This window comes from Polynucleobacter sp. JS-Polo-80-F4 (genome assembly GCF_018881965.1).
Taxonomy (GTDB): domain Bacteria; phylum Pseudomonadota; class Gammaproteobacteria; order Burkholderiales; family Burkholderiaceae; genus Polynucleobacter.
Genome location: NZ_JACVPI010000001.1, coordinates 632,101 through 659,041, shown reverse-complemented (window position 1 = coordinate 659,041; position 26,941 = coordinate 632,101). Strand labels below are relative to the sequence as shown.

General features: G+C 46.6%; 25 protein-coding genes and 1 other RNA gene. 18 read left to right on the top strand and 8 right to left on the bottom strand.

Annotation, left to right across the window (positions count from 1 at the left end; translation table 11 throughout):
• Positions 1–4 precede the first annotated feature (4 nt).
• From ICN20_RS03230 to rnpB, 13 genes are all read left to right on the top strand, one after another.
• Positions 5–3,844: an FAD/FMN-binding oxidoreductase gene (locus ICN20_RS03230; RefSeq protein ID WP_216238075.1), complete on the top strand. Its 3,840-nt coding sequence runs from the start codon at positions 5–7 to the stop codon at positions 3,842–3,844.
• Positions 3,844–4,242, top strand: coding sequence for a gamma-butyrobetaine hydroxylase-like domain-containing protein (locus tag ICN20_RS03225; RefSeq protein WP_215391667.1), 399 nt, complete (start codon positions 3,844–3,846; stop codon positions 4,240–4,242). The genes ICN20_RS03230 and ICN20_RS03225 overlap by 1 nt, the downstream gene beginning before the upstream one ends.
• Positions 4,242–4,985, top strand: a complete 744-nt coding sequence (gene ubiE / locus ICN20_RS03220; RefSeq protein ID WP_216238074.1) for a bifunctional demethylmenaquinone methyltransferase/2-methoxy-6-polyprenyl-1,4-benzoquinol methylase UbiE — start codon at positions 4,242–4,244, stop codon at positions 4,983–4,985. The genes ICN20_RS03225 and ubiE overlap by 1 nt, the downstream gene beginning before the upstream one ends.
• A 68-nt stretch (positions 4,986–5,053) precedes the next feature.
• On the top strand, positions 5,054–5,962 hold the full coding sequence (locus ICN20_RS03215; RefSeq protein ID WP_216238073.1) for a Tim44 domain-containing protein: 909 nt from the start codon (positions 5,054–5,056) through the stop codon (positions 5,960–5,962).
• Positions 5,963–6,015: 53 nt separating this feature from the next.
• Positions 6,016–6,636, top strand: a complete 621-nt coding sequence (locus tag ICN20_RS03210; protein ID WP_216238072.1) for an SCP2 domain-containing protein — start codon at positions 6,016–6,018, stop codon at positions 6,634–6,636.
• A 3-nt stretch (positions 6,637–6,639) separates the two neighbouring features.
• Entirely contained in the window at positions 6,640–8,226 is a 1,587-nt protein-coding gene (gene ubiB / locus ICN20_RS03205) for a ubiquinone biosynthesis regulatory protein kinase UbiB (RefSeq protein ID WP_216238071.1), read from the top strand.
• 52 nt (positions 8,227–8,278) lie between these two features.
• Complete coding sequence (locus ICN20_RS03200) at positions 8,279–8,932, top strand: DUF502 domain-containing protein (RefSeq protein ID WP_216238070.1); 654 nt, start codon at positions 8,279–8,281, stop codon at positions 8,930–8,932.
• A 16-nt stretch (positions 8,933–8,948) separates the two neighbouring features.
• Positions 8,949–10,748: an aspartate--tRNA ligase gene (aspS, locus tag ICN20_RS03195; RefSeq protein ID WP_216238069.1), complete on the top strand. Its 1,800-nt coding sequence runs from the start codon at positions 8,949–8,951 to the stop codon at positions 10,746–10,748.
• A 22-nt stretch (positions 10,749–10,770) separates the two neighbouring features.
• Complete coding sequence (gene nudB / locus ICN20_RS03190) at positions 10,771–11,214, top strand: dihydroneopterin triphosphate diphosphatase (RefSeq protein WP_216238068.1); 444 nt, start codon at positions 10,771–10,773, stop codon at positions 11,212–11,214.
• Between the two features lie 37 nt (positions 11,215–11,251).
• Complete coding sequence (locus ICN20_RS03185; RefSeq protein ID WP_216238067.1) at positions 11,252–13,075, top strand: ABC transporter ATP-binding protein/permease; 1,824 nt, start codon at positions 11,252–11,254, stop codon at positions 13,073–13,075.
• A gap of 36 nt (positions 13,076–13,111) precedes the next feature.
• Complete coding sequence (locus ICN20_RS03180) at positions 13,112–14,437, top strand: glycerate kinase (protein ID WP_255534625.1); 1,326 nt, start codon at positions 13,112–13,114, stop codon at positions 14,435–14,437.
• Between the two features lies 1 nt (position 14,438).
• On the top strand, positions 14,439–15,497 hold the full coding sequence (gene pyrC / locus ICN20_RS03175; RefSeq protein ID WP_216238066.1) for a dihydroorotase: 1,059 nt from the start codon (positions 14,439–14,441) through the stop codon (positions 15,495–15,497).
• Between the two features lie 59 nt (positions 15,498–15,556).
• Positions 15,557–15,863, top strand: an RNA gene (rnpB, locus tag ICN20_RS03170) — RNase P RNA component class A.
• On the opposite strand, the gene ICN20_RS03165 is transcribed toward rnpB, so the two are convergent.
• Positions 15,864–16,286, bottom strand: a complete 423-nt coding sequence (locus ICN20_RS03165) for an OsmC family protein (protein WP_216238065.1) — start codon at positions 16,284–16,286, stop codon at positions 15,864–15,866.
• Positions 16,287–16,697: 411 nt separating this feature from the next.
• On the opposite strand from ICN20_RS03165, the gene rplM reads away from it, so the two are divergent.
• The 4 genes from rplM to erpA all read left to right on the top strand — a co-directional run bounded on the left by rplM (position 16,698) and on the right by erpA (position 19,171).
• Positions 16,698–17,126 (top strand): 50S ribosomal protein L13, encoded by a 429-nt coding sequence (rplM, locus tag ICN20_RS03160; protein ID WP_011903721.1) that lies wholly within the window; start codon positions 16,698–16,700, stop codon positions 17,124–17,126.
• Between the two features lie 9 nt (positions 17,127–17,135).
• The gene (gene rpsI / locus ICN20_RS03155) at positions 17,136–17,537 is read left to right on the top strand and encodes a 30S ribosomal protein S9 (protein ID WP_072582726.1); all 402 of its coding nucleotides are present in this window, start codon (positions 17,136–17,138) and stop codon (positions 17,535–17,537) included.
• Between the two features lie 120 nt (positions 17,538–17,657).
• Entirely contained in the window at positions 17,658–18,716 is a 1,059-nt protein-coding gene (argC, locus tag ICN20_RS03150) for an N-acetyl-gamma-glutamyl-phosphate reductase (RefSeq protein WP_216238064.1), read from the top strand.
• An 80-nt stretch (positions 18,717–18,796) separates the two neighbouring features.
• Positions 18,797–19,171 carry an iron-sulfur cluster insertion protein ErpA gene (gene erpA, locus ICN20_RS03145; protein WP_068319574.1) on the top strand — a complete coding sequence of 125 codons (375 nt, stop codon included), beginning with the start codon at positions 18,797–18,799 and terminating at the stop codon, positions 19,169–19,171.
• Positions 19,172–19,197: 26 nt separating this feature from the next.
• On the opposite strand, the gene ICN20_RS03140 is transcribed toward erpA, so the two are convergent.
• Complete coding sequence (locus tag ICN20_RS03140; RefSeq protein ID WP_216238063.1) at positions 19,198–20,325, bottom strand: anhydro-N-acetylmuramic acid kinase; 1,128 nt, start codon at positions 20,323–20,325, stop codon at positions 19,198–19,200.
• A gap of 76 nt (positions 20,326–20,401) precedes the next feature.
• On the opposite strand from ICN20_RS03140, the gene tyrS reads away from it, so the two are divergent.
• The gene (tyrS, locus tag ICN20_RS03135) at positions 20,402–21,634 is read left to right on the top strand and encodes a tyrosine--tRNA ligase (protein ID WP_216238062.1); all 1,233 of its coding nucleotides are present in this window, start codon (positions 20,402–20,404) and stop codon (positions 21,632–21,634) included.
• Here the strand turns inward: tyrS and ruvB are convergent.
• The 6 genes from ruvB to dusB all read right to left on the bottom strand — a co-directional run bounded on the left by ruvB (position 21,631) and on the right by dusB (position 26,845).
• Entirely contained in the window at positions 21,631–22,701 is a 1,071-nt protein-coding gene (ruvB, locus tag ICN20_RS03130; protein ID WP_216238061.1) for a Holliday junction branch migration DNA helicase RuvB, read from the bottom strand. The two genes, tyrS and ruvB, sit on opposite strands and share 4 nt — an antisense overlap.
• A gap of 18 nt (positions 22,702–22,719) precedes the next feature.
• A complete protein-coding gene (gene ruvA, locus ICN20_RS03125; protein ID WP_216238060.1) occupies positions 22,720–23,301 on the bottom strand; it encodes a Holliday junction branch migration protein RuvA in 582 nt (193 codons plus the stop codon).
• A 26-nt stretch (positions 23,302–23,327) separates the two neighbouring features.
• Positions 23,328–23,849, bottom strand: coding sequence for a crossover junction endodeoxyribonuclease RuvC (ruvC, locus tag ICN20_RS03120; protein ID WP_216238059.1), 522 nt, complete (start codon positions 23,847–23,849; stop codon positions 23,328–23,330).
• 32 nt (positions 23,850–23,881) lie between these two features.
• Positions 23,882–25,462 carry a bifunctional phosphoribosylaminoimidazolecarboxamide formyltransferase/IMP cyclohydrolase gene (gene purH, locus ICN20_RS03115; protein ID WP_216238058.1) on the bottom strand — a complete coding sequence of 527 codons (1,581 nt, stop codon included), beginning with the start codon at positions 25,460–25,462 and terminating at the stop codon, positions 23,882–23,884.
• 55 nt (positions 25,463–25,517) lie between these two features.
• A complete protein-coding gene (locus ICN20_RS03110; RefSeq protein WP_216238057.1) occupies positions 25,518–25,757 on the bottom strand; it encodes a helix-turn-helix domain-containing protein in 240 nt (79 codons plus the stop codon).
• Between the two features lie 71 nt (positions 25,758–25,828).
• Positions 25,829–26,845 (bottom strand): tRNA dihydrouridine synthase DusB, encoded by a 1,017-nt coding sequence (dusB, locus tag ICN20_RS03105; RefSeq protein ID WP_216238056.1) that lies wholly within the window; start codon positions 26,843–26,845, stop codon positions 25,829–25,831.
• Between the last annotated feature and the right edge of the window lie 96 nt (positions 26,846–26,941).

Here is a 26,941-nt window from a genome sequence, read left to right as displayed (position 1 = left end):
CGCTATGAACGCTCCACTAGCATTGAACCAGTTGTTGGACGCCGAGGCGGGTTCACCCCGTCTGCGTGAAATTCCCTACAACTACACCTCCTTTTCTGATCGAGAGATTGTTATTCGCTTATTGGGCGAGGAGTCCTGGCGCGTTCTCAACAACTTGCGCGGGGTTCGTCGTACGGGCCGATCAGCACGTATGTTGTTTGAGATCCTGGGTGATATTTGGGTCGTTCAGCGCAATCCTTTCTTGCAAGATGACTTGCTCGATAGTGCAACCCGTCGCAAACAATTAACCGATGCTCTATGGCATCGCTTGGGCGAAGTAAAGAAGCGCAATAGCGGGGATTCTGCTGACCAAGTAGAGATTCTGTTGAGTGCTGCCTATCGCGCAATTGAAAATTTCGAGAATGGATTTAAAGAAGTTGAAGTCATCCGTAAGCGTGCTCGTAAGGAGTTAGGTCGCCATACTGCTGCGGACAATATTTGCTTTGATGGCGTGTCTCGCGCCGCTCACGTTACCGATGCAACCGACTGGCGCGTCGAGTTTCCGCTGGTTGTTCTAAAGCCGGATTACGAATCTGAAATTCCAGGCTTGGTGAAAGCTTGCGTTGAATTGGGCCTGACGATTATTCCTCGCGGAGGTGGTACTGGTTACACCGGCGGCGCTATCCCACTCTATGCAATGTCAGCAGTGATTAATACTGAGAAGCTACAGGATATTCACGGCGTAAAAGCGAAGAAATTGCCGGGGCTTGATCGTGAAGTACCAACCATCTTTACTGGTGCAGGTGTTGTGACTCGCCGGGTATCTGATGCTGCAGAGCATGCTGGTCTGGTGTTTGCGGTCGATCCTACTTCTGCTGATGCAAGCTGCATTGGTGGCAATATTGCGATGAATGCTGGTGGTAAGAAGGCCGTTCTTTGGGGAACCGCCTTAGATAATCTCGCTAGCTGGCGTATGGTTGATCCTGAAGGCAATTGGTTGGATGTTGAGCGACTTGAACACAATATGGGCAAGATCCATGATGTGGCTACAGTACGTTTTCAGTTGACTTGGTCGGATGGAAATAGTGAGCCAGGCGAACGCATTCTCAAAACAGAGTTATTAGAAGTTGAAGGTAGGCGTTTCCGCAAAGAAGGTTTGGGTAAAGACGTTACTGATAAATTTTTATCGGGTTTACCTGGCGTGCAAAAAGAAGGTTGCGATGGTTTGATCACTAGCGCAACTTGGGTATTGCATCGCATGCCAAAATTTATGCGCACCGTTTGCTTAGAATTTTTTGGTCAAGCGCGAGAAGCTATTCCAAGTATTGTCGAGATCAAAGCGTATTTAGATGGTTTAAGCAAGCAAGGCGGTCCGATTCTGGCTGGACTTGAGCATTTAGATGATCGTTACTTAAGAGCAGTGGGTTACTCCACCAAATCTAAGCGCAATAGCTTGCCGAAGATGGTATTGATTGGCGATATTGCCGGTGACGATGAGGAGGCTGTTGCTGCCGCGACTAGTGAAGTAGTGCGCATGGCGAACTTACGTGTTGGCGAAGGTTTTGTGGCGGTAAGTGCTGAGGCTCGTAAGAAGTTCTGGCTGGACCGCGCTCGAACCGCTGCGATTGCTCGTCATACCAATGCTTTTAAGATTAACGAAGACGTTGTGATTCCTTTGCCTCGTATGGGCGAGTACACCGACGGTATCGATCGCATCAATATTGAGCTTTCTCTCAAAAATAAGCTACAAGTACTCGATGGTCTTGAATCTTTCTTGAAAAAGAGCGCATTACCGCTTGGTAAGAGTGACGCTGAGTATGAGATTCCTACAGCAGAAATCTTGGGTGACCGAGTTCAGCAAGCCTTAGAGCTGATCGCTAAGGTGCGTGGGCGTTGGGCTGAGTGGCTTACTGAAATGGACTCTTATTTCCCGCGCTTGCAGGATTACAGTCTGAGGGCTTCTTGGAAAGAAGAAGTGCGTGCAGAGTTACGCATCATCTTTGGCGGCCTTGCATTTGAGCCGATCTTGGCTGAGTTAGAAGCAATTCACAAAAATATTCTGCGCAAGCGCGTATTCGTAGCGTTGCACATGCATGCTGGTGATGGAAACGTGCACACCAATATTCCAGTGAACTCCGATGACTACGAGATGCTTCAAGATGCGCATCGTGCAGTAGATCGCATTATGAAATTAGCTCGCTCTTTGGATGGCGTCATTTCTGGCGAACACGGAATTGGCATTACAAAATTAGAGTATTTAACTGAAGCTGAGCTGAAAGACTTCCGTAGCTATAAGAATCGCGTAGATCCAGAAGGTCGATTTAATAAAGGCAAGTTGATGCCGCATGCTGATCTGAGCATGGCCTACACACCAAGCTTTGGCTTGATGGGTCACGAGTCGATCATCATGCAGCAAAGCGACATTGGTGCAATTGCTGATAGTGTGAAAGATTGTTTACGCTGCGGTAAATGCAAGCCAGTTTGCTCAACTCACGTACCGCGTGCAAACCTGCTGTACAGCCCCCGCGACAAAATCCTAGCAACATCACTGTTGATTGAAGCCTTCCTATATGAAGAGCAAACTCGACGTGGTGTTTCGATTCGCCATTGGGAAATGTTTGATGACGTCGCTGCACATTGCACCGTTTGTCATAAGTGCTTAACGCCATGTCCAGTCAATATCGACTTTGGTGATGTCACCATGAACATGCGCAATCTCTTGCGTAAGATGGGGCAGCAGCGCTTTAATCCTGGTACTGCTGCATCCATGTTCTTCTTGAATGCAACTAGCCCAGAAAGCATTAATCTTGCTCGCACGACCATGATTGGTTGGGGTTATAAGTTACAACGTTTGGGTAATGATGTGCTGCGTAAGTTTGCAAAAAAGCAAACTGCTCATCCACCTGCAACAGTAGGAAAGCCAAGTGTTAAAGAGCAAGTAATCTTCTTTGTGAACAAGAAGATGCCTGGCAATCTCCCTAAAAAAACGGCACGCGCTTTATTGGATATCGAAGATGCGAACTACGTTCCCATTATTCGCGATCCTAAGACAACATCCGCAGATACTGAGGCAGTGTTCTACTTCCCAGGTTGCGGATCTGAGCGTTTGTTCTCGCAAGTCGGACTAGCTACGCAAGCCATGTTGTGGAATGTTGGTGTGCAAACGGTTCTACCTCCTGGCTATCTCTGCTGCGGCTATCCACAGCGTGGTAATGGTGACTTCGATAAGGCAGAGAAGATGATCACGGATAACCGTGTGTTATTCCATCGTGTTGCCAATACCCTCAATTATTTGGATATTAAGACCGTAGTGGTTTCTTGCGGTACTTGCTATGACCAATTGGCTGGATATCAGTTTGAGCAGATCTTCCCTGGCTGTCGCATTATTGATATCCATGAGTTCTTGGCAGAGAAAGGCGTGAAGCTTTCTGGTGTCACGGGCGTGAAGTATATGTATCACGATCCTTGCCACTCTCCAATGAAGTTGCAAGATCCTCTGAAGACTGTGAATGAACTCATTCAGTTGGAAGATGGCAAAGCGATTCAGAAGAATGATCGCTGCTGTGGCGAATCTGGCACATTGGCTGTCACACGTCCTGACATTTCTACTCAAGTGCGTTTCCGCAAGCAGATTGAGATGGAAAAAGCTGCAACTGATTTACGCAAAGACAATTTCACTGGCGATGTCAAAGTGTTAACTAGTTGCCCATCATGCTTACAAGGCTTAACCCGCTTTGATGCTGATAGCGACACAACAGCCGATTACATCGTTGTGGAGATGGCCCAAAAGATACTGGGCAAGGATTGGATGCAAGATTATGTAACCAAAGCAAACCAAGGTGGTATCGAGAGGGTTCTCGTCTAATGATTCCAAGCAATATTGTTGTCCATCAACAGTCTAAGGTTCTAGAGCTCTCCTATCAGGGGGGCAATACTTATCGCCTACCTTTTGAATTGTTGAGAGTCTTGTCGCCCTCTGCTGAGGTTCAAGGACACGGCCCAGGACAGGAAACACTGCAAACTGGCAAGCGTGATGTTTTGATCGCTAACTTAGAACCCGTAGGACACTACGCACTCAAGCCTAGCTTTTCTGATGGACATGACTCCGGTTTGTTCACCTGGGACTATCTACTGTTTTTGTGTGAGAACCAGGAACAATTATGGAAAGAGCATTTAGATAAATTGGCCGCCGCTGGTATAGACCGTGATGCGCCAATGGGTCAGCCTGGTGGTGCATCAGGCCATTCTTGTGGAAGCCACTAATGAGTAAAACGCACTTCGGATATAAAAGTGTTGATGAGTCTGAAAAAGCTGGCAAGGTAGCTGAGGTATTTCATTCGGTAGCTAGTAAATACGATGTGATGAATGACCTGATGTCATTTGGTTTGCATCGCGTTTGGAAAAAAGTCACCATTGCGCGCGCAAATGTGCGCCCCGGCCAAAAGGTTTTGGATATTGCTGGTGGTACCGGTGATTTAGCAGCGGCTTTCGCAAAAGCTGCTGACTGGGGTCGCAATCCTGATGCTCAAGTTTGGTTAAGTGATATCAACGCCTCCATGTTGGGAGTTGGGCGTGATCGCTTGTTAGATCGTGGTATGGCTTTGCCTTGCGTTCAGTTTGATGCTGAAAAAAACCCTTTCCCCAATAATCATTTTGATGTGGTTACGGTTGCGTTTGGTCTACGCAATATGACTCACAAGGATGTTGCTTTAGGTGAAATGCTTCGGGTGATTAAGCCGGGCGGCCGAGTCTTGGTCTTGGAATTTTCTAAGCCAGATGCTTTTTTGCAGCCGGTTTATGACACCTATTCCTTTAAGGTTTTACCTTGGTTGGGTGAGAAGATTGCGCAAGATTCAGAAAGCTATCGCTATTTAGCTGAATCCATTCGGATGCACCCCGATGCACAAACCCTCAAGGAAATGATGTTGGGAGTAGGTTTTGATGAAGTGGAAATCCATAGGATGTCTGGGGGTATCGTTGCCCTACATATTGGTATTAAATACTGATAGTTGTATAGTTTTTAAAGTCTTAAAAACTCAAGAAGTTCAGTAGTTATAAGAAGGGGTTAAGAATCATGAATAAACATTTTTTTAAAGCAACACTGTTAAGTCTTACTTTAATATTTGCATCGGTAGGTCATGTTGAAGCTGCGCGCCTAGGTGGCGGCAAGAGTCTTGGACGAGCTCCAAGTGCGCCAATGCAAAAACAAGCTGCGCCAGTTCAAAAGCCTGCACAGCAAGCTCAACCTGCGGCACCTGCCCCAACTCCACAAACTCCTACACCTAGTCGTTTTGGCGGCATGGGCGGCATTTTAGGCGGCTTAGCTGCTGGTTTGGGAATCGGCTACCTCTTATCTCATTTCGGAATGGGTGAGGCAGCATCTTCTCTCATTACTGGTTTGCTGATCGCAATGTTGGCAGGCTTTGTCATCATGTTTGTGATTCGCAAAATGCTGCCTGCTTTATCTGGCGCTGGTCAGAATGCCAACGTGCCTCCACAGGGTATGCAACGTAGTTACGTTGAGACCCCAAGACAGGAGCCTGCTTTTACGCCTGCTGCAAATGCATTCGGCGGTGTGAGTGCTGAGCCTGAGGTGTTTCAGTCAACTCTGCCACCAGGATTTGATCAGCAAGCATTTTTGGAGAATGCAAAACAATATTTCGTGAGCTTACAAAAAGCTTGGGATCAAGGTGACCTTGCATCTCTGCGTGAATTTACGACGCCTGATATGTTTGCCACAATTCAACAAGATTTATCTGGTCGCACCGATGGCAGTAATCAAACGGATGTCGTCACTATCAATGCTCAACTGATTGGTATCGAGACGGCTGATGCTCATTACTTCTGCAGTGTTCAGTTCAGTGGCATGATCCGTGAGCAGCAGGGCGCTCCAGCTAGCGACTTCTCTGAAATCTGGAATTTAAGCAAGCCTGTAGACGGTCCTGGTGGCTGGGTACTGGCGGGTATCTCCCAGTTGGTTTAAGCTTTAGGTAATTTCCGTCGGAAAACCCGCACTAGTGCGGGTTTTTTACACTGATGAACAGATATTTTTCAACTACCCATACGATTGCTTCTGGCGCAGCTTGCCGGGGGATTAATCACGTTTTGGGGAGTGAGCCTTGGGCATTGGCCGAGTTGGCTCGCCATGCAAACAAAACCATTTTGTTGCAACTACCGCTAGGCAATCTTTGTTTTGAGATAAAACCCGATGGCTGTTTAACTAGCCTTAAAGAGATTGACGAGCCCTCCCTCACCTTGGAGGTTTCTGCTAAAGCGTTGAGCGACTTAGCTGGTAGCTCAGGTTCTTTGCGAGAACAGGCTTTTAAGGCAGTCAAAATCACTGGCGATGCAGACTTGGCTCAATTATTGGGTCGTCTCGCAGGACAGTTACGCTGGGAATATGAGGAAGACCTGGCTCGCTTGGTGGGCGATGCGCCTGCTAATTTCGCCGTAAGACAAGGTAAAAAGTTTGTCTCTGCCACTCAATCTGCGGCAACTGATTTGCTGGACAATGTAGTGGAGTATGTCAGTGAAGAAAAGAAAATACTTTTAAATAAACGAGACTTTATGGTTCGTAAAACCGAATTAAGTGAATTGCGTGAATCTGTAGATCGTATGGAAAAGCGCATTCAATTTTTAGAGCAAAAGGCTAAATAAATCGTGCGTCGAATTGCTCGTCTCTTTTTCATCTTCTTTACTGCATGGCGTTATGGTTTACTGCCACTTCTACGCGATCTTCTCAAGCCTGGTATTCGCCGAGGTTTCTTAACAGTATTGTGTTGGGCTTCTCCTGGACGCCATTTACCTAGAGGCGACCGCATTCGATTAACGCTAGAGGCACTAGGTCCTATTTTTGTGAAGTTCGGTCAAGTGCTTTCTACCCGTCGCGATTTGTTGCCTGAAGACATTGCCAATGAATTAGCAAAATTACAAGATCAGGTACCTCCATTCTCAAACGAAGAGTCACGTCGCTTAATTGAAAAGGATTTAGGGCAGCCGATCGAGGAAGTCTTCCTTAGTTTTGATGCAACTCCTGTTGCCAGTGCTTCAGTTGCGCAAGTGCACTTTGGCGTCTTGCGTGGAACAGAAAAGCACCCTGAGTGGGAAGGTCGCGCCGTAGCTATTAAAGTCTTACGTCCAGGCATTCTACCGGTGATTGATGGTGATATAGCGCTGATGTATGACTTGGCTAGAGTCGTAGAAAAGATTTCCGAGGATGGTCGTCGATTAAAGCCACGCGAGAACGTCGCAGAGTTTGATAGGCATTTACATGATGAGTTAGATCTCATGCGTGAAGCTGCAAATGGTAGCCAGCTACGCAGACAATTTGCGGATTCTCAAAAGCTGATGATTCCCGAGATGTACTGGGATTTATGCCATACCAATGTGATTGTTATGGAGAGGATGTATGGCATCTCTATTGGTAAAACTGCGGCGTTAAGAGAAGCAGGCGTTGACTTTAAAAAGTTGGCCTCTGATGGTGTAGAAATCTTCTTTACTCAAGTATTCGAGTATGGTTTCTTTCATGCGGATATGCATCCTGGCAACATCATGATTAGCTTGGAGCCAGAAACATTCGGTCGCTTTATTTCACTCGACTTTGGAATTGTTGGTGCATTGAGTGAGTCAGATAAAAATTATTTAGCACTCAATTTCTTAGCATTTTTTAATCGTGACTACCGTCGCGTTGCTGAGTTACATATTGAATCGGGTTGGGTTCCAGCGAATACTCGCGTTGAAGAATTAGAGGGTGCGGTACGCTCAGTGTGTGAACCGTATTTCGATCGTCCTCTGAAGGAAATTTCCCTGGGCATCGTGCTCATGCGTTTGTTCCAAACATCACGCCGCTTTAAGGTGGAAATTCAGCCCCAACTCACTTTATTGCAAAAAACCCTCCTCAATGTCGAGGGACTAGCCCGTCAGTTGGATCCTGACCTGGATCTCTGGAAAACGGCTAAGCCAATTCTCGAAAAATGGGTCAGTAAGCAGTTGGGTTGGCGCGGCCTCATTGATGGCCTGAAGGAGGAGGCGCCTACATGGGCCAAAATTCTGCCTACGTTGCCCCGCTTGATTGCGGATAGTCTGATCCAAGGGAGGCAGCCAATAAAAGACCAAACTGGCGAATTGGAGGTCTTAAAGGCCCTTTTACTTCAGGAAAGGCGTACGCATCGCCTTTTGGCGGGCGCTTTGCTCTTTGCCGGCGGGTTTTTGGCCGGAATTTTGATCATCAGCCTAGGCATTTATTAGTCTCTCGCTGATTGGCTGCTAACCCGCTAAAATAGCGGGTTAGGCAGAACACATGAAAAAATACTTTATTGCTGGCATCCTCGTTTGGGCACCATTGTCGATCACTATTTGGGTGATTGCTTGGGGCTTGGGTCTGCTCGACGGTGTTTTTGGATCGGTGATGCATGCCATCATCATGGTGCTTCCTCACGATGCAGCTGTAGATGTGCAGCATTTCCGCGACCTTCCTGGCGTTGGCATCCTGATCGTGATCGCCGTCATTATGCTCACTGGTTTAGTAGCGATTAGCTTTGCCGGCCAGTGGTGGGTACGGATGTGGAATAAGCAAATCAATCGTATTCCAGTTGTGCGTTCGATTTACTCTAGCGTTCAGCAAGTTTCATCCACTTTATTTTCTGGTAGCGGCCAAGCTTTTAGCAAAGCCTTACTCATTCGTTATCCCCATGCAGATTCTTGGGTGATTGCTTTTCAAACAGGTACACCTGCCAAAGAGGTGACTGCTAAATTAGGCGAAGATTACGTCAACGTATTCTTGCCAACAACCCCAAACCCAACCTCTGGTTTTTTCATGATTGTGCCGCGTGCACAAACGATTGAATTAGAGATGAGTGTGGAAGAGGCTTTGAAACATATTGTTTCAATGGGCTCTGTTCCCCCTAATAGTTCTAGTGGTCCAACTGCATCTCAGTTGCCACACCATTTTTGATTTATAGGAAATTGTTATGTCGATGCGAAGCCATACCTGCGGCCAGGTAACCGATTCACTGATTGGTCAAGAAGTCACACTCTCCGGATGGGTTAATCGCCGCCGTGACCATGGAGGCGTTATCTTTATTGACCTGCGTGACCGCGAAGGTTTTGTGCAGGTTGTTTGCGATCCTGATCGTCCTGAAATGTTTGCGCTGGCTGAGCAAGTGCGCAGCGAGTTCTGTATTCAGATCAAAGGCCTTGTTCGTGCACGCCCTGCTGGTACTGAGAACGTCGACTTGGTTAGCGGAAAAGTGGAGATTCTCTGCCATAGCTTAGTGATTCTGAATGCTTCAGTCACTCCACCATTTCAAATTGATGATGAGAATTTATCTGAGACTACTCGTCTGACTCATCGTGTACTAGATCTTCGTCGTCCACAAATGCAAAAGAATTTGCGTTTGCGTTACAACGTCGCAATGGAATGCCGTCGCTATTTAGATGACGCTGGCTTTATTGATATCGAAACACCAATGTTGACAAAGAGCACTCCAGAAGGCGCGCGTGATTATTTGGTGCCATCCCGTGTACATGATGGTCAGTTCTTTGCATTGCCGCAGTCGCCACAATTGTTTAAACAGTTGTTAATGGTGGCTGGCTTTGATCGTTACTATCAAATTACCAAATGTTTCCGCGACGAAGATTTGCGTGCAGATCGCCAACCTGAATTTACTCAGATCGACTGTGAAACTGCTTTCTTAAGTGAGTTAGAAATTCGTGATTTGTTTGAAAACATGATTCGTCATATTTTCAAGAAGACGATGAGCGTTGAGTTGCCTAACCCATTCCCAACCATGCCTTATTCCGAAGGTATGGCGCGTTTTGGCTCTGATAAGCCGGATTTACGTGTGAATTTTGAATTCACCGAGTTAACGGATTTAATGAAAGACGTTGATTTCAAAGTATTTTCAGGAGCCGCCAACCAAGACGGTGGGCGTGTAGTGGGTCTATGCGTACCTGGTGGTGCTGAAATCAGCCGTAGCGAAATTGATGACTACACCCAATTCGTGAGCATCTATGGTGCTAAAGGTTTGGCTTGGATCAAGGTTAATTCGGTTGCTGAAGGCCGCAATGGATTGCAGTCACCAATTGTCAAGAATTTGCATGACGCTGCCATCGAAGGCATCTTGAAGCGCACTGGTGCAAAAGATGGCGACATTATTTTCTTCGGTGCAGATAAAGAAAAAGTAGTAAACGATGCAATTGGTAATTTACGTTTACGCATTGGCCACTCTGCTTGGGGTAAAGCGCACGGTCTCTTTACTGAAGGTTGGAAGCCATTGTGGGTAGTTGATTTCCCAATGTTTGACTACGATGAAGGCGAGGCCCGTTGGGTTGCTTGTCATCATCCATTCACCAGCCCTAAGGACGAGCACATGAAGTATCTGGAATCCGATCCAGGTAAGTGCTTGGCTAAAGCGTATGACATGGTGCTAAATGGTAGTGAAATTGGTGGTGGCTCTGTTCGTATTCACCAAGAAGCAGTTCAAAGCCAAGTTTTCCGTGCATTGAAGATTGATGCGGAAGAAGCACAAGCGAAGTTTGGTTTCTTGTTGGATGCCCTTCAATATGGTGCGCCTCCGCACGGTGGCATCGCATTTGGCCTTGATCGTATTGTGACGATGATGACTGGTGCTGAGTCGATTCGTGATGTGATTGCCTTCCCTAAAACACAACGTGCACAATGCTTGTTAACTCAGGCTCCTAGCCCAGTCGATGAGCGCCAGTTGCGTGAGTTGCATATCCGTTTGCGTCAAGCCACACCTGCCGCTTAAAGTAACTTAAGTAGCACCTATTTTGAAAATCCCTATTTCGGTTTTAGTAGTTATCTATAAATCGAATAGGGATGTTTTATTAATAGAGCGGGCAGATCGTGCGGGCTTTTGGCAATCAGTCACCGGCAGTCTTGATGCACCGGATGAAGATTTGGCCTTAGCAGCCGCCCGTGAAGTTTTTGAAGAAACAGGCATTGCTGTTGATCAGCTGCCAACAGGTGCATTACAGAATCTACATCACCAGATCGAATATGAAATCTACCCCGAGTGGCGTTTTCGTTATGCCACTGGAGTCACTCGAAATACTGAACACTGGTTTGCGCTAGAGGTCCCTGAAAATACCCCAATCAAACTATCTCCTAGAGAGCATGTAGCTTATGAGTGGCTGCCATATAAAGAGGCGGTAAAAAAATGTTTTTCTCCCAGCAACGGCGAGGCTATTCTGAAATTGTTTTCTACAAACTAAGCTCAGTTAAATAGTGAATTAGGAATAAGATAGGGCGATGAGACATTCATCAGGGCATCATCACGGTAGTGCAGATTCAAAAACACCAGGGCGGAGTGATTGGCGTGTTATTCGCGATCTCCTTCCTTATCTGCTGGAGTATCGCTTTCGGGTATTGATTGCCCTGAGCTGCCTAGTTGCCGCCAAGGTTGCCAATTTGGGTATTCCGATTGTCATGAAAGAGTTAATAGACTCTTTAGACATCAAGGCCAGCTCCCCTCAAGCTCTTCTGATAGTGCCTTTGGGAATTATTCTTGCCTATGGTTTATTAAGAATTTCTGCGTCTGTGTTTACAGAGCTACGTGAAGCATTGTTTGCTAAGGTAACTCAGAACGCTGTTCGCAAAGTAGCGCTACAAGTATTTGAGCATTTGCATTCTTTAGCGCTAAGCTTTCATCTAGCGCGTCAGACGGGTGGAGTGAGCCGAGACATCGAGCGTGGTACACGCGGCATTCAGTCGCTGATTTCATACTCGCTCTATAGCATCCTACCGACATTAATTGAGTTTTGTTTGGTGTTGGGCTACCTAGCCTATTCGTACGATATTTGGTTTGCCGCAATTACATTCATTGCTTTAGTCTTTTATATCGCTTTCACAGTAGTGGTGACAGAGTGGCGCACCCATTACCGCCGAACCATGAATGATATGGATTCAAAGGCAAATCAAAAGGCAATTGATTCACTATTGAACTTTGAGACAGTGAAGTATTTTGGTAACGAAGCATTTGAGGCCAGCCGTTACGATGAAAATTTACTCCGCTATCAAGCGGCTGCAGTCAAGTCACAAAAGACCTTAGCCTTCCTGAATCTTGGTCAACAGATCATTATTGCAATTGGTCTAATGCTTATTCTATGGCGCGCTACGGTAGGTGTCGTCAATGGCACGATGACCTTGGGTGATTTGGTTCTGGTCAATACCTTAATGATTCAGCTTTATATACCGCTCAATTTCTTGGGTGTAATTTATCGTGAAATTAAGCAGTCTCTGACTGATATGGATCGCATGTTCTCTTTGCTCAATACCGATAAAGAAATTGCCGATTCTCCTGATGCAAAACTACTGCAAGTTCAAAATCATGGCCATGGTCCTGATGTGCGATTTGAGCATGTGTCGTTTCACTATGAAGCTAAGCGTGAAATTTTGCGCGATGTCAGTTTTAATATTCCTGCGGGAACTATTACAGCGGTAGTGGGTCAAAGTGGCGCAGGTAAGAGTACTTTAGCCAGATTATTGTTCCGTTTCTACGATGTGCAAACGGGAGCAATCCTAATTGATGGACAGAATATTCGGGATGTGACACAGGCTAGTTTGCGCAAGGCAATTGGCATTGTTCCGCAGGACACCGTGCTATTTAACGATACGATTGGCTACAACATTGCCTATGGCGATCCCTCAGCAACCATTGAAGAGGTGCAAGAGGCTGCTAGGGCAGCCCAAATCGACAGCTTCATTAGGCGCTTACCTGATGGGTATGACACCCAGGTGGGAGAGCGGGGCTTAAAGCTCTCGGGCGGTGAGAAGCAGCGCGTAGCGATTGCTAGAACACTGCTGAAGAAGCCTGCCATGTTGATTTTTGATGAAGCTACCTCAGCGTTAGATTCGAAAACGGAACGTGCTTTTCAGGACGAGCTGCTCGGTTTGGCTAAGAATCGTACAACCCTCATCATTGCCCATCGTCTTTCAACCATTATTCATGCGGATCAAATATTGGTCATGGATCACGGACAGATTGTTGAGCGAGGGACCCATATGGAGCTGCTTGCGCATCAAGGTAAATATGCTGAAATGTGGCAAATGCAAGAACGTGCCGCCCTTGATTAGAATAGCTTGATCACTCAGATTATTTCTTCGCCCTCTATGTCAGTAAATACAGAAACAATGCTTAAAAATGCTTTTGCTGCTGCAGTTGCTGTGGCGGATCCGCAAGTCATTGTTCCTCAATACTTAGCAAAGATATTTCCAAAGGGGCAGGAGCCTAAGGCAAGATGTTTGATTGTGGGTGCAGGTAAGGCCAGTGCTTCAATGGCTAGCGCGTTAGAGGCTTATGCAAAGGCGTATTGGCCGCAAGTGAAATTAGATGGGGTTGTGCTTACGCGTTACGGGCACAACTCGCCAACAAGTCATATCAAAATTGTTGAAGCAGGGCATCCGGTGCCTGATCAGGCCGGTATGGATGGAGCTAAAGAAGTCTTAGCGCTAACAAACACCCTGAAGCAGGGTGACGTATTGATTGCTTTGGTATCTGGTGGAGGCTCAAGCTTGCTTACCTTGCCGCAAGAAGGTATTTCTATTGATGACATGCGTAGGACCACAGAGGCACTCTTACGAAGTGGGGCACCTATTGAAGAAATGAATGTAGTACGTAAACATTTATCTGCAATCTTAGGCGGCAACCTAGCTAGGGTTGCGATTGCGCGTGGCGCACGAGTAGAGGCGCTATTAATTTCTGATGTCACAGGAGATTCGCCTGCAGATATCGCTAGCGGTCCCTGCGCTGCTGATTACTCTACCTATTTAGACGCACTCCATATTTTAGAAAAATATGATTTAGATGAGCCTTCTATTCCGGGGGCAGTATTAAATCATCTCAAGCAAGGTTTGGCTGGAGAAAAGCCTGAGACTCTGAAAGATGCTGATTTGGTGGATGCGCAAGTAGTGAATCATGTGATTGCAACTGCTTACAGAAGCTTAGAGGCTTCTGCCGACTACATTCGCACTCAAGGTTACGAACCCATTATTTTGGGCGATACGATTACTGGAGAGGCGCGAGAGGTTGGTATTGAACAGGCTGCCTTAGTTCGTGACTATTTGGCGAAGGGGTTTGATAAACCGCTCGCCTTGATTTCTGGTGGTGAATGCACTGTCACTATTCCGGCGGGTATTAAAGGACGTGGTGGCCGCTGTAGCGAATATTTACTCTCCCTATTTACCGCTAGTTCTGATTTGTCCAATATTGCAGCTCTTGCAGCCGATACCGATGGAATTGATGGTAGTGAAAAAAATGCGGGAGCTTGGTTTGATGAAGGCGTGCGTGAAGCCAGTCAAATCAGAGGTCTTGCAGCAGAGCCGTTCTTATTGGCACATGATTGTTATGGCTTTTTTGCAGAATTAGGCGCTTTAGTGGAAACTGGCCCTACACTTACTAATGTGAATGATTTCCGCATCATCTTGCTAGAAAAATAATATGTCCAATAGCCCTACTCAAATTCAATTGATTCAACCAGACGATTGGCATTTACATATTCGTGATGGTGAAGTGATGAAAGATGTTCTGGCAGATACTGCGCGTCAATTTGCACGTGCCATCATCATGCCAAACCTGAAGCCCCCTGTTACAACAGTAGATTTAGCTAAGGCTTATCAAGAGCGTATTCAGGCAAACCTGAATACTTTAGGCATAACTAGCTTTACACCTTTGATGACGCTGTATCTCACCGACAATACCTCTGCCGATGAAGTGCGCAAGGCCAAGGCCGCAGGCATTGTCGGTTTTAAGCTATATCCTGCAGGAGCAACGACCAATAGTGATGCAGGTGTCAGTGACCTCAAGCATTGCTATGCTGCATTAGAAGCGATGCAAGCAGTCGGAATGCCCTTGCTTGTGCACGGTGAAGTGACGCATGCGGATATCGATATCTTTGATCGTGAGGCAGTATTTATTGATGCAGTATTAGAGCCCTTACGCAAAAAATTTCCGGAGCTCAAGATTGTGTTCGAGCACATCACCACTAAACAAGCTGCTCACTATGTGCGTGATGCAGTGACGGGTGGAAAAAATACCATTGCAGCAACGATTACCCCACAACATTTATTGATGAATCGCAATGCGATTTTTGCCGGTGGTATTCGTCCGCATAATTATTGCTTGCCAGTTTTAAAGCGTGAAGAGCATCGTGTTGCTTTATTAGAGGCTGCTACTAGTGGTAACTCTCGCTTCTTTTTGGGTACTGACAGTGCGCCGCATGCTAAGGGTGCCAAGGAGGCTGTCTGCGGTTGTGCTGGTTGCTATAGCGCCTTTAATGCCTTAGGTTTATATGCTGAAGCATTTGAGAGTGTTGACAAGTTAGATAAGCTAGAAGGCTTTGCTAGTTTCTTTGGCCCAGACTTTTATTCATTGCCACGTAATACCAAAACAATTACTTTGGTAAAGCAGCCGCAAAATATCCCTGCTGAATTGCCATTGGGTGATGCCACTATTGTTCCATTGCGTGCCGGCGAAACCATCGCCTGGTCACTCGTTTAAAAAACTCAAATCATTCGTTTCTTAGCCAAATTCTCCTGACTGCGTTAGACTGCAGTCGCAGAGTCAATTGGGCAATCGCCGCCTCTTTATTGAGGGGGAGGAAAGTCCGGACTCCATAGGGAAGGGTGATGGCTAACGGCCATCCACGGCGACGTGAGGAATAGGGCCACAGAGACGAGCGTATTTAGTTACGGTGAAACGCGGTAACCTCCACCTGGAGCAATCCCAAGTAAGCAGGCGATGAGGCGTCCCGCTGAGTCTGCGGGTAGGGAGCTTGAGCCGTTAGGTAACTAACGGCCTAGAGGAATGATTGCCCCTAGATGCAAATCTAGGCGACAGAATCCGGCTTATCGATTGACTCTGCACTTATTCTGAAATGATTTCGACGCTGTAAGTCAGTTCTGCGGTTTTAGCCAACATGGTGGTCGCTGAGCAATACTTTTCATGAGAGAGCTTAACGGCGCGATCTACCTTTGCCTGGTCTAGACCTTTGCCCTTAACAATGAAGTGCAAATTGATCTTGGTGAAGACTTTAGGGTCTTCCGTGGCTCTTTCGGCTTGGAGTGCCACTTCACAGCCGCTAATGGCCTGACGGGCCCTCTGTAGGATTAAAACCACATCAAAGGCTGAGCAACCACCTGCGCCAGCTAAAAGGAGCTCCATTGGTCTTGGGGCGAGGTTTCTGCCACCCGCTTCAGGGGCGCCATCCATGTTCACGAGGTGGCCGCTGCCTGTTTCTGCAGAAAAAGCCATTCCGCCATTACCCAACCAACTTACTCGACATTCCATTATTAGTGACCCCTAACTTAATAAATTAATCAATATTATCAATAGTTTACCTATTCTAAGGGAAATTAAGTTGCTGCACAGCAACATAAATATATTGATTTCGGTCAATATTCTTGCGTTGCACCATGATCCTTGTGTAGAATAACCACATTGGTAGTCAGTCTTGTATAAGACTGCGACTTACCTCCCAGTGTCTCCTCCACCCAAACATAGGTGGATTCCAACCCAGGACTCGTTCCTGGGTTTTTTTTAGGTTACAATTCAAGGCTTTACTGAATTACCGAGCCGGTCAGCGGTAATTTGTTGTACCAGTTAAATTGCAGAATCTGCGAGCTTGCAAACATAAGCAGGGCCAAGGTGGACGTAGTTTGGTTGGGGTAATTTTTTTTGACCATAACAATTTGAGAAATCATGAAAACTTTTTCTGCAAAATCCCATGAGGTAGTGCATGAATGGTTCGTGATTGACGCTACGGACAAAGTCCTCGGTCGTGTCGCCAGTGAAGTGGCACTCCGTCTACGCGGCAAGCACAAGCCTGAATACACCCCACACGTTGATACTGGCGACTTTATTGTCGTTATCAATTCTTCTAAGCTCCGTGTCACAGGCACAAAAGGCTTGAACAAAATTTATTACCGTCACAGCGGATACCCAGGTGGTATTAGCTCGACTAACTTCGACAAGATGCAAGACCGTTTCCCAGGTCGCGCTTTGGAGAAGGCTGTGAAGGGTATGTTGCCAAAAGGCCCACTAGGCTACGCCATGATTAAGAAATTAAAAGTCTACGGCGACGCCAATCATCCGCATGCGGCTCAACAGCCAAAAGCGTTAGAGATTTAAGGAAACCAAATGGCTATTAATTACGGAAATTGGAATTACGGTACTGGTCGTCGCAAGAGTTCTGTGGCGCGTGTATTTATTAAATCTGGCAAAGGCGAAATCATTGTTAATGGTAAGCCTATCGATGCATATTTTGCTCGTGAAACATCACGCATGATCGCTCGTCAGCCTTTGGCTCTCACAGCCCACTTAACGACCTTTGATATCAAAGTAAACGTTTCTGGTGGCGGTGAAACTGGCCAAGCTGGCGCAGTTCGTCACGGTGTTACTCGTGCATTGATCGACTACGACAACGCTTTGAAGCCAGCCCTGTCTAAAGCAGGCTTGGTAACTCGCGATGCTCGTGAAGTTGAGCGTAAAAAGGTTGGTCTGCACGGCGCGCGTCGTCGTAAGCAGTTCAGCAAGCGCTAATTCTTTCAGTCGCTCAAGTTTTATCGAAAGGGTCGCGCAAGCGGCCCTTTTTGTTTCTACAATTGAGGTATTCAGGAGTTTTAAAAGAAACTTCTCACGGTCAGTATTTTGGAGAATGGCATGATTAAAGTTGGCATCGTAGGTGGCACTGGATATACCGGAGTGGAGCTGTTGCGTTTATTAGCACAGCATCCTGAGGTAGAGCTCACTGCAATTACTTCTCGTACAGAAGCTGGCATGCCAGTTGCTGACATGTTCCCATCTTTACGTGGCCGTGTTTCTCTGAAATTTACAACGCCTGATGAGGCCAAGCTAAATGAATGCGATGTTGTGTTCTTTGCAACCCCACATGGCGTTGCCATGGCGCAAGCAAAAGAATTACTGGCTAACAACGTCAAGATTTTGGATCTTGCCGCAGACTTCCGCCTTAAAGATGTGAAAGAATTTGCCAAATGGTATGGCATGGAACATAGCTGCCCAGAAATTTTGGCTGAGGCAGTTTATGGCTTGCCAGAGATCAATCGTGATGCCATCAAGAAGGCGCGCGTAGTTGGTTTAGCAGGTTGCTACCCAACTTCAGTGCAGCTTGGTCTTGCACCATTGCTGACGCCTAAATCAACTGGTGGTAAGCAACTGATCGATGGTAGCCATATTATTTCTGACTCGAAGTCAGGAACTTCCGGTGCTGGACGTAAAGCAGAAATTGGTACGCTCTTATCTGAGGCAAGTGATAACTTCAAGGCGTATAGCGTCAAAGGCCACCGTCATCTTCCTGAGATCGAGCAGGGCTTAAAAGCAATTGCTGGCCATGATCAAATTGGGCTAACCTTTGTGCCGCATTTAACGCCGATGATTAGAGGTATTCATTCGACCTTGTATGTGCGTTTGACTGACGCAGGTATAGAGGTGGATTACCAAAAGCTTTATGAGGACTTCTACAAAGATGAGTCTTTTGTGGATGTGATGCCGGCAGGTAGTCACCCAGAAACACGCTCTGTACGGGGTAGCAATGGCATCCGGATTGCGATTCATCGTCCAGGCGGTGGTGACACTTTAGTTATTTTGGTGGTGGAAGACAACTTGGTAAAGGGTGCTTCAGGTCAGGGAGTCCAGTGCATGAACCTCATGTTTGGCTTCCCGGAGACTACAGGCCTTACCCAGATTGCTGTATCTCCTTAATTTCATAAGGAATACCCCTTCAGCAAACTGGCCATTAAAAGCCTAAAATAAGCTATTGCCTTTTGAATTGGGAGTAAATCATGACTGAATTAGCTACACAACCTGCACAAGATTTAGCCGAGCCACCAACCCCATTGGTGTTCACGGATAGCGCTGCTGCGAAAGTGGCAGACTTGATTGCTGAAGAAGGTAACCCAGAATTGAAGTTGCGCGTATTCGTGCAAGGTGGCGGTTGCTCTGGATTTCAGTACGGCTTCACATTTGATGATGCTGTAAATGAAGATGACACCCTCTTTGAAAAGAACGGCGTTACTTTATTAGTAGATTCAATGAGCTTCCAATATTTAGTTGGTGCTGAGATTGATTACAAAGAAGACATCAATGGATCACAGTTTGTGATTAAGAATCCAAATGCGCAAACTACTTGTGGTTGCGGATCTTCTTTCTCTGCTTAATTAAAAAGAATTTAATTAATATTTAATTAGGCAGGATAGCAGGCACCTAGAATTCTAGGACCCCTCGCTCCCGTAACGGCTGGCAAATTTGCTGGCCGTTTTTCTTTATGAGCCCACGCAAGCCATGCAAAGGCAAGACCTTCCACAAGTTGCGGATCAATGCCGGCAGAATCACTAGTCGTAATTTCTAATGGCTGTTTGAAGAAATGATCCGACTTCGCTTTAAATAAATTCATCAAAGCATTATTTCGGGCACCACCACCACAGACAATCAGCTTCTGGGTTTGCGGGGCATAGCGTGCCAAAGACTCTAAGGCTGTGTGCGCTGTTAGATGAAGCAAGGTAGCTTGTACATCTTCACAAAGATAGTTTTCACTACCTAATTTTTCTTGCAACCATTGAAGATGAAAGTCATCTCTGCCGGTACTCTTGGGTGGGGCTTTAGTAAAGAAAGAATCGGTTAACATTTTTGTCAGCAATGTTTCATTCACTTTGCCTTGTAAAGCCCAGGCACCATTCTCATCAAATGTATTGCCTTGATGTTCATGTATCCAGGCGTCCATCAGCATATTGCCTGGACCACAATCAAAACCAGTGACTTCGCCACTCTTAGGAAGTAAGGTGAGATTGGCGATGCCACCAATATTGAGAATGGCTAAATTTTGATCTTCCACAAACTGCTGTGCATGAAAGGCTGGAACTAAAGGTGCACCATGTCCACCAGCAGCGAGATCCCGACTTCTAAAGTCAGCAATAACATCGATCCCAGTCTTTTCCGCCAAGAGAGCAGAATTCAGGGTTTGATGTGTGTATGCCATGTCACCCAAATGGGGTTGGTGGCGAATGGTCTGACCATGTGCTCCGATGGCGGTGATATCTGAGGGCTGGAGCTTAGTTTTCTTGAGCAATTGATGGATGGCTTCTGCATAAGCCAAGGCCAAGGCATTACCTGCTTGTTTTTCCCGATGGAGCTCATTTGGACCAGGGCTTTGGAGCTCAGATAAGGCTTTACGAAGCTCTGGTGAGAAAGGGGTGCTAACAGCGTCTAAGGCGCCAGTTTCTCCATTGGGTCCTATCTTGGCTAGAACGGCATCTATCCCGTCTAGGCTGGTACCAGACATCAGGCCGATATAGAGGGAATGGGGTTTGTTCATGTAGCTCTCAGGAATGCGACAATTATGCTTTAGCAATTTAACTACTAATTTAACTGAATCAGCAATCCGAATCAGCATGACGGCTAAACCAGAACAAAAATATCCTTTGACCCCTGAAGTCTTTGCAGCGCTCGAAGTCACCAAACGTGGCTGTGATGAGCTATTGGTTGAGGCAGATTGGGTTCAGAAACTTGCTCGCAGCCAGGCTACTAAGACGCCACTGCGGATTAAGTTAGGTTTAGATCCTACGGCTCCTGATATTCATCTGGGTCATACCGTTGTTTTGAATAAGTTGCGTCAGCTACAGGATTTAGGCCATACCGTTATTTTCTTGATCGGCGACTTCACCAGCATGATTGGTGATCCATCAGGCCGTAATGCTACCCGTCCTCCATTGACCGCAGAAGAGATTGCTGTCAACGCAGAAACATACTATCGCCAAGCGAGCATGGTCCTCGATCCCTCTAAAACTGAAGTACGTTACAACAGTGAATGGTGTGATCCATTGGGCGCGCGCGGAATGATTCAGTTAGCTGCTAAACATACTGTTGCTCGTATGTTAGAGCGTGATGACTTTACTAAGCGCTATCGCAATGGTGTGCCGATTTCGATTCATGAGTTTTTATACCCATTGATGCAGGGCTATGACTCTGTTGCACTCAAGAGTGACTTAGAGCTTGGCGGTACAGATCAGAAGTTCAATCTTCTGGTTGGCCGTGAACTCCAACGCGAGTATGGCCAAGAGCCTCAATGTATTTTGACAATGCCACTCCTTGTTGGTCTGGATGGTGTTGAGAAGATGAGTAAGTCCAAAGGTAATTACATTGGCATCAGCGAGCCAGCGGGTGATATGTTTGGCAAACTCTTGAGCATCTCTGACGATTTGATGTGGGATTACTTCACATTGCTGTCATTTAGGCCAATGGCTGAGATTGATTTGATGAAGCAAGAAGTTGCTGCCGGGCGTAATCCAAAAGATTGCAAAGTCCTGCTCGCGCAAGAAATCGTTGCACGCTTTCACTCGCAAGCCGCTGCAGAAAAAGCTTTAGAAGACTTTAACCATCGCGCTAAGGGCGGTGTACCTGATGACATTCCGGAGCTGACCCTCTCTGGCGCCCCTATGGCAATCGCGAATTTATTGAAGGCCGCAGGTCTTGCCCCATCGACATCTGAAGCGATGCGCAATATTGAGCAAAACGGCGTAAAGATTGATGGCGCAACCGTTGCTGATAAACAATTAAAGGTTGAGGCTGGAACTTACGTAGTACAAGTAGGTAAACGTAAGTTTGCGAAAGTGACCCTAGCTTAAATATCTAAGCTAGTACTGCCGCTTGGCGGTGTTAATCCAAAGTGCTCATAAGCTTGGCGGGTTGCCACTCTGCCTCTTGAGGTTCTTTGTAGATAGCCTTGTTGAATTAGGTATGGCTCAAGAACATCTTCAATCGTGTCGCGCTCTTCACCGATAGCTGCTGCCAAGTTATCAATACCTACTGGGCCACCATCAAACTTGTGCAAGATGGCTTCTAAAAGTTTTCTATCCATCACATCAAAGCCGCTCGGATCCACATCCAGCATCTTGAGCGCAGCATCCGCCATAGCTTTAGTAATCGTCCCATTACCTTTGACTTCTGCGTAGTCACGTACTCGGCGGAGTAAGCGGTTAGCAATACGAGGCGTGCCACGAGCGCGCTTTGCAATTTCAACTGACCCTTCTGGATCAATATCAGCCTTGAGTAAGCTGGCAGAGCGATTAATGATTTTGGTGAGTTCTTCTGTGGTGTAGAACTCAAGTCTGGCCACAATGCCAAAGCGATCGCGCAATGGGTTGGTCAGCATACCGGCGCGAGTAGTTGCACCAATGAGTGTGAAAGGCTTGAGATCAATTTTTACACTGCGTGCTGCAGGACCTTCGCCGATCATAATGTCTAGGCTGTAGTCTTCAAGTGCTGGGTACAAAATTTCTTCTACAACTGGAGATAAGCGATGAATCTCATCAATAAAGAGAACATCGTTTTCTTCTAAATTGGTGAGCAAGGCAGCAAGATCACCTGGCCTGTCAAGGACGGGGCCACTGGTTTGACGTAAGTTCACACCAAGCTCTCTGGCAATAATGTGGGCTAAAGTGGTTTTACCAAGACCGGGAGGCCCAAACAATAGGACGTGATCTAGGGCTTCTTGGCGCGCTCTGGTAGCGCTAATAAAAATCTCTAATTGAGCACGCGCTTTAGTTTGGCCAACGTACTCATCGAGTTGTTTAGGACGGAGGGCTCTCTCAAAGACGGCTTCGGCATTGCCGGCTGAACCACTCACAATGCGGTCGTTATTCTCCGGTAAATCTTCAGGAATTGAGCTGAGGTCGTCTGTATGTATTGCCATGCTGCAAGTGTAGTGGTTTTATGGCTTAGAAAGGTACTTCAATCCCATGCGGATACCATCGGATACCGAGGTGTCGGGAGGGATTTGCTTGAGGGCGAGAAGGGCTTCTTTCTCTGAATAGCCTAATGCCAAGAGTGCTTGCAATACTTCGCTGCTCGCTTCAATCGCTTGTGGTTTGCCACCAGCAATACCAAGGTCTGGAGCTAGCTTGCCTTTGAGCTCTAGACAGAGACGTTCAGCAGTTTTCTTGCCAATTCCAGGTACTTGGGTGAGGCGTCCTGCTTCTTGAAGTGCAATGGCTTGGGCCAGCTCATTGACACTCATCCCAGAAAGTACTGCTAAAGCTGTGCGGGAACCAACACCACTAATCTTGATGAGCTGTCTAAATGCCTCACGCTCAGTCTCAGTTGCAAATCCAAAGAGTTGTTGTGCATCTTCGCGAACTTGGAAGTGCGTGAGTAAGGTGATCTTTTGACCTGCTTGTGGCAATTGATACAAAGTGCTCATCGGTACATCAACTTCATAACCAATACCTTGGCAATCGACCAAGAGACGAGGAGGATGAACTGAAACGAGAGTACCTTGAATGCGACCAATCATGTAAAGATCTTAACCTGTTTGTATTGTTATTTCTTGCTACTCTTTTTGGGTACAAGAGTAGCGGTAATTGCTTTCGGAATCTGGGCATGATGCGCAGCGCAGATGGCTACCCCTAAGGCATCAGACGCGTCTGTTCCTGGTGCGCGATTAAGTTTAAGTAGGCGCTTTACCATTTCCTGGACCTGAGGCTTGGCTGCTCTACCAGTGCCAACAATGGACTGCTTCACTCTTAAGGCGCTGTACTCTGCCACAGGGAGTTTTTCAGATACTAGGGCAGCAATGACAGCACCCCGTGCCTGACCCAACATTAGCGTGGAACGAGGGTTGACGTTTAAGAAGACCTCTTCAATCGCCGCAGACTCTGGGCGATAGGTCTCTAGAACCTCTTTAACGCCTGCATAGAGAGCGCCTAAGCGCTCAGGCAAGCCTTTGGCTGGATCGCCACTTTCAATCGTCCCCGAGGCTACGTAAGTCAGTTTTTGGCCATCGACATCGATAACACCAAAACCGGTGATCCGTAAACCTGGGTCGATTCCTATCCAGCGCATAGCAGCTTTTTATTTCCGTCTTCTTCTATTGCTTAGTGACGGAAGTGACGTGTGCCGGTAAAGATCATGGCAATGCCATGTTCATTTGCTGCAGCAATGATTTCATCATCACGCATGCTACCGCCTGGTTGAATTGCGCAGCTTGCGCCACCATTCACAACGACATCTAGGCCATCGCGGAACGGAAAGAATGCATCACTTGCTACTGCTGAACCCTGAAGACTTAAGCCAGCGTTCTCAGCCTTGATGCTGGCCATACGTGCGGAGTCTACGCGGCTCATTTGGCCAGCGCCGATTCCGAGTGTCATACCATTTGCGCAGTAGACAATCGCATTGGATTTAACAAACTTGGCAACACGCCATGCAAACATCATGTCGTGCATCTCGCTTGGAGTTGGCAGACGCTTGCTGACAACGCGCATTTCACTCTCGAGAACATTTTTAGCATCAGGAGATTGCACGAGCAAGCCACCGCCAACACGCTTGAAATCAAAAGTATTAAAGGCGGTACCCAGTGGAATCTCTAGTAGACGTACATTTTGTTTCGCAGCAAAGATCGCTTTAGCTTCATCACTAAAACTAGGGGCAATCAATACTTCTACGAATTGCTTGGAGATAGCTTCAGCTGCAGCACCGTCACAGGGAACGTTAAAAGCAATAATGCCGCCAAACGCTGAACTAGGGTCAGTCTTAAAGGCTTTTTGATAAGCCTCAAGCGCTGTAGCACCAACAGCAACGCCACAAGGGTTCGCGTGCTTGATGATGACGCAAGCTGCAGCGCCACCGGCATTCCCAGTAAAACTCTTAACGCATTCCCAGGCAGAATCAGCATCCGCAATATTGTTATAGGAAAGCTCTTTCCCTTGTAACTGTTTGTAATTGGCTAGCGCGCCGTCTACTGGATAGATATCTTTGTAGAACGCTGCAGATTGGTGTGGGTTCTCGCCATAACGCATCTCTTGCACCTTCTCAAAGGCGAGATGTAATGTTTCTGGATAAGCAGAGCGGGCTTTGTGATCTAAGTCATCACCTAAGGCTGAGAGATAGTTAGCAATCGCACCATCGTATTGAGCGGTATGTGCAAATACTTTTTTCGCCAAAGCTAAATTGGTCTTGTAAGAAACCACATTGTTATTGGCTTTCATTTCATCTAATACGGGAGCGTAATCTTCTGGTGAAATCAATACAGTAACGTCTTGATGATTCTTTGCGGCAGCACGCAACATTGCTGGCCCACCAATATCAATGTTCTCAACGGCATCTTCAAATGAGCAGCTTTCTTTAGCAACTGTTTCATTGAAGGGGTATAGGTTAATGACGAGCATATCGATTGTGTCGATGCCATGTTCTTTCAGGGCTGCCATATGCTCTGGAAAATCTCTACGAGCCAACAGGCCGCCATGCACCATTGGGTGGAGGGTTTTTACGCGACCATCCAACATCTCAGGAAATTTCGTTAAAGAAGAAACCTCAACTACTGGCAGATTGTTTTCAGCCAAGAGTTTTGCTGTGCCACCAGTAGAAATGAGCTTAATGCCTTGCTCATGGAGGGCTTTAGCAAAAGGCACGATGCCATTTTTATCGGAGACGGAGAGGAGGGCTGTACGGATCATAGTTTTCGAAGATTAATTTAAAAAATGGCTTTGTTATTATTAGTGATGTTTGTGATTACTTCAGCAGTTGATGCTCAACAAGCTTCTTATGCAGAGTATTGCGATTGATGCCCAGATATTGAGCTGCTAACGATTGGTTTTGCTTGGCATGCTGCATTACTAATTCCAGCATCGGTTTTTCAACCACAGCCAATACCATTTGATAAATATCAGTCGGCGCTGTTCCTTTTAGATCCTGCAGGTAACCCTGCAATTGGGTTTCAATACATTCGGTAATCGGGTGCTTATTGGTCATAACAATCTATCAATACAAAAACTATAAAATAAAACAAGAAAATAAAACTAGGCAGCTCAATTAAGTCAGAACTATGCCGCTTCCAAAAATAACAAGCGGTCAGAATGGGATTTCATTTCGTCAAAAAAGTCATTGACCATTTGAAGTTGGGTCTTACAGTCGTCGGCGGTATTCATGCGCTGGCGAAAAGCATGTGAATCACGCAAGCCCTTGCAGTACCAGCCAATATGTTTGCGGGCAGTACGCAGGCCAATATGCTCACCATAGAATTCATAGTGATCCAAGAGGTGTGCATTCATGATGGACTGAATCTCATTGATCTCCGGGGTTGGTAGCTTGCCACCCGTTTCGAGATAGTGATTGATCTCACGAAAGATCCAAGGACGGCCTTGAGCGGCGCGACCAATCATGATGGCATCAGCACCAGTGATCTTTAAAACTTGCTCTGCTTTTTCTGGGCTGGTGATATCGCCGTTAGCCACTACTGGGATGTGTACATTATTTTTTACTGCGGTAATCGTTTCATACTCCGCCTCACCGTGATATAGGTCAGCCCTAGTGCGACCATGAACGGTAAGCATGGAGATGCCGGATTTTTCTGCAAGACGCGCAATCTCAATGGCATTCTTGTGCTCGCGATCCCAGCCTGTCCGAATCTTTAAAGTCACCGGTACTGCATCTGGTCCAATTCCAACAGCATTTACAACTGCTTCTAGGATTTGCTGCACTAAAGGCTCATCGCGCAGTAATGCGGAGCCAGCTGCAACATTGCAAACTTTCTTTGCTGGGCAACCCATATTGATATCAATAATCTGGGCGCCGTGATCGACGTTGATTTTTGCTGCAGCTGCCATCATCGCTGGATCAGCTCCTGCGATTTGGACTGCAATGGGTTTGAATTCACCAACATGGTTGGCGCGACGCTGAGTCTTTTCACTTTTCCAAAGCAGGGCATTGGAGGCCACCATTTCAGAGACGGCATAACCTGCACCCAACTTCTTGCAAAGCTGTCTAAATGGGCGGTCCGTTACCCCAGCCATAGGGGCTACAAATAACTTATTTGCGAGGATGTGAGGGCCGATATTCATCTAAAGGGTGCTTGGGCGGAAAGCATGACACTTTAGCACATTCAGGCCTTTATTTGCCTATTTTTTAGGCAGATTGCTTATTACAGATCAAACGGA

Excerpts from the sequence above, each read along its gene's own strand:
- ICN20_RS03110 (WP_216238057.1), bottom strand. The coding sequence starts at position 25,757 with ATGACCAATAAGCACCCGATTACCGAATGTATTGAAACCCAATTGCAG.
- ICN20_RS03210 (WP_216238072.1), top strand. The coding sequence starts at position 6,016 with ATGAACAGATATTTTTCAACTACCCATACGATTGCTTCTGGCGCAGCT.
- ubiE (WP_216238074.1), top strand. The coding sequence starts at position 4,242 with ATGAGTAAAACGCACTTCGGATATAAAAGTGTTGATGAGTCTGAAAAA.
- purH (WP_216238058.1), bottom strand. The coding sequence starts at position 25,462 with ATGATCCGTACAGCCCTCCTCTCCGTCTCCGATAAAAATGGCATCGTG.
- rplM (WP_011903721.1), top strand. The coding sequence starts at position 16,698 with ATGAAAACTTTTTCTGCAAAATCCCATGAGGTAGTGCATGAATGGTTC.
- ruvA (WP_216238060.1), bottom strand. The coding sequence starts at position 23,301 with ATGATTGGTCGCATTCAAGGTACTCTCGTTTCAGTTCATCCTCCTCGT.
- argC (WP_216238064.1), top strand. The coding sequence starts at position 17,658 with ATGATTAAAGTTGGCATCGTAGGTGGCACTGGATATACCGGAGTGGAG.
- dusB (WP_216238056.1), bottom strand. The coding sequence starts at position 26,845 with ATGAATATCGGCCCTCACATCCTCGCAAATAAGTTATTTGTAGCCCCT.
- ICN20_RS03215 (WP_216238073.1), top strand. The coding sequence starts at position 5,054 with ATGAATAAACATTTTTTTAAAGCAACACTGTTAAGTCTTACTTTAATA.
- aspS (WP_216238069.1), top strand. The coding sequence starts at position 8,949 with ATGTCGATGCGAAGCCATACCTGCGGCCAGGTAACCGATTCACTGATT.
- ICN20_RS03140 (WP_216238063.1), bottom strand. The coding sequence starts at position 20,325 with ATGAACAAACCCCATTCCCTCTATATCGGCCTGATGTCTGGTACCAGC.
- ICN20_RS03230 (WP_216238075.1), top strand. The coding sequence starts at position 5 with ATGAACGCTCCACTAGCATTGAACCAGTTGTTGGACGCCGAGGCGGGT.
- tyrS (WP_216238062.1), top strand. The coding sequence starts at position 20,402 with ATGACGGCTAAACCAGAACAAAAATATCCTTTGACCCCTGAAGTCTTT.
- ICN20_RS03225 (WP_215391667.1), top strand. The coding sequence starts at position 3,844 with ATGATTCCAAGCAATATTGTTGTCCATCAACAGTCTAAGGTTCTAGAG.
- ICN20_RS03165 (WP_216238065.1), bottom strand. The coding sequence starts at position 16,286 with ATGGAATGTCGAGTAAGTTGGTTGGGTAATGGCGGAATGGCTTTTTCT.
- ICN20_RS03185 (WP_216238067.1), top strand. The coding sequence starts at position 11,252 with ATGAGACATTCATCAGGGCATCATCACGGTAGTGCAGATTCAAAAACA.
- ruvC (WP_216238059.1), bottom strand. The coding sequence starts at position 23,849 with ATGCGCTGGATAGGAATCGACCCAGGTTTACGGATCACCGGTTTTGGT.
- ICN20_RS03200 (WP_216238070.1), top strand. The coding sequence starts at position 8,279 with ATGAAAAAATACTTTATTGCTGGCATCCTCGTTTGGGCACCATTGTCG.
- pyrC (WP_216238066.1), top strand. The coding sequence starts at position 14,439 with ATGTCCAATAGCCCTACTCAAATTCAATTGATTCAACCAGACGATTGG.
- ICN20_RS03180 (WP_255534625.1), top strand. The coding sequence starts at position 13,112 with ATGTCAGTAAATACAGAAACAATGCTTAAAAATGCTTTTGCTGCTGCA.
- rpsI (WP_072582726.1), top strand. The coding sequence starts at position 17,136 with ATGGCTATTAATTACGGAAATTGGAATTACGGTACTGGTCGTCGCAAG.
- ruvB (WP_216238061.1), bottom strand. The coding sequence starts at position 22,701 with ATGGCAATACATACAGACGACCTCAGCTCAATTCCTGAAGATTTACCG.
- erpA (WP_068319574.1), top strand. The coding sequence starts at position 18,797 with ATGACTGAATTAGCTACACAACCTGCACAAGATTTAGCCGAGCCACCA.